This window comes from Henriciella sp., assembly GCF_049649345.1.
In the GTDB taxonomy this organism is placed as follows: domain Bacteria; phylum Pseudomonadota; class Alphaproteobacteria; order Caulobacterales; family Hyphomonadaceae; genus Henriciella.
The window spans coordinates 1-1,729 of record NZ_JBARZC010000305.1 but is presented as its reverse complement, the minus strand read 5'-3'; the positions used below and the strand labels follow the sequence as shown (position 1 = coordinate 1,729).

Below are 1,729 nucleotides of genomic sequence, written 5' to 3'. Positions count from 1 at the left end.
GTCTGAGACACCAGCCGTGCCGGCGCCGCGCACCCGCAGCCTTTTCCGGCTGATTCGTGAGCGCTTTGCCTCGCACTGGAAATGGTTTGTGATCGGCACGGTGTGCGCGGCCATCACCTCTATTGCTGCCGCCTCTTACGGCTATTTGTTGAAGCTCGTCGTGGAAGGCCTTGAGCAGCTTGCGGGGCCGGAGCAGGTCAGTGTGCCCTCCGGGCTTTGGTGGCTCATCGGGATTATCGGCTTTGCCGCGGCGGTGCGTTCACTATCGCTGTATGGCATGACGCTCGCCAATAATACCGGTGTGCAGCGCGCGATTGTGGATATACAGGCCGATCAGTTTGAAGCGCTGACGGACGGTGACTTCGCACGGTTGTCAGGCGACAAATCCGGCGGCTTTGTCTCTAGATTTATAAATGACGTCAACGCCTTACGCGATGCAGGATTGCGTCTTGCAAACAATCTGACCAAGGGCGTGCTGACCGTCATCGGCGTTCTGATCACCATGCTGATCATGGACTGGATGCTGACGCTCGTCCTGCTGCTGGTCTATCCCATCGCTTTCGGGCCTGTGATTGGCCTCGGCAACCGCGTGCGCAAGCGCTCCAAGCAGGCACAGAACCAGATCGGCGAAGTGACATCGCTCTTGTCCGAGAGCTTTCAGTCTGCCCGCGTGGTGAAGGCGTATGGGCTGGAAGGATATCAGAAAGCGAGGGCGAAGAAGGGCTTCGTCGAGCGCTCGCGGCTTTTCCTTAAAGTGCTGACCGACAAGGCGGCTGTCGATCCGATCCTGGAGATTACGGGCGGGCTGGCGCTGGTCGGCATTCTTGGGCTGACGGCCTGGCGCATTGCGCAAGGTGATACGTCGCTCGGCAACTTTGTCGGTGTGATTGGCGCTGTGGCAGTCGCTGCCCCTGAGCTTCGCGCGCTTGGCACACTCAACGCGGTGGCACAGGAAGGCGGCGCAGCAGCGGATCGGGTCTTCGAAATTCTCGATGCCGATCCCATCGTCACCGACCGGGCCGGCGCGATCAATCTCAAGGACGCGCATGGCGGTATTGAGTTTCGCGATGTCCATTTTGTTTATCCGGACGGATCACCGGCCCTCAAAGGCTTGAGTTTCTCCGTCAATCCGGGCGAGAGCGTCGCCATTGTCGGCCCTTCCGGAGCAGGAAAGTCCACCATATTTAACCTGTTACTCAGGCTCTATGACCCCCTGTCCGGGGCTGTAGCGCTGGATGGCAACGACATTCGAGGCTTTTCAGGGGCCAGCCTCAGACGATCCACTGCGCTGGTCGCTCAGGAAGCGCTTCTGTTCGATGACACCATTGCGGCCAACATCGCGCTCGGCAGGATCGGGGCAAAACGGGAAGAAATAAAAGAAGCAGCCAAGGCGGCCAATGCGCATGACTTCATCCTTTCACTGCCGGGCGGATATGATGCACCGGTTGGTGAAATGGGACGGAGCCTGTCGGGCGGGCAACGCCAGCGGATTGCTCTCGCGCGCGCCATCCTGCGGCAAGCGCCCATCCTGCTTCTGGATGAAGCGACTTCGGCGCTTGATGCAGAAAGCGAAGCCAAGGTTCAAGCGGCGCTCAGTGAGTTCTCAAAGGACCGCACGACGCTGATCATCGCTCACAGACTCTCAACCGTGCGAGCGGCAGACAGGATCATCGTTCTGGAGGATGGCAAACTCGTCGAAGAGGGCAGCCATGAGGCCCTGATGGCGGCC

General features: G+C 59.7%; 1 protein-coding gene. It reads left to right on the top strand.

Translation table 11 applies throughout. The features are described 5' to 3' along the window. On the top strand, positions 1-1,729 hold a 1,729-nt coding region (locus tag WA989_RS08060), incomplete at both ends, for an ABC transporter ATP-binding protein (RefSeq protein ID WP_424339988.1).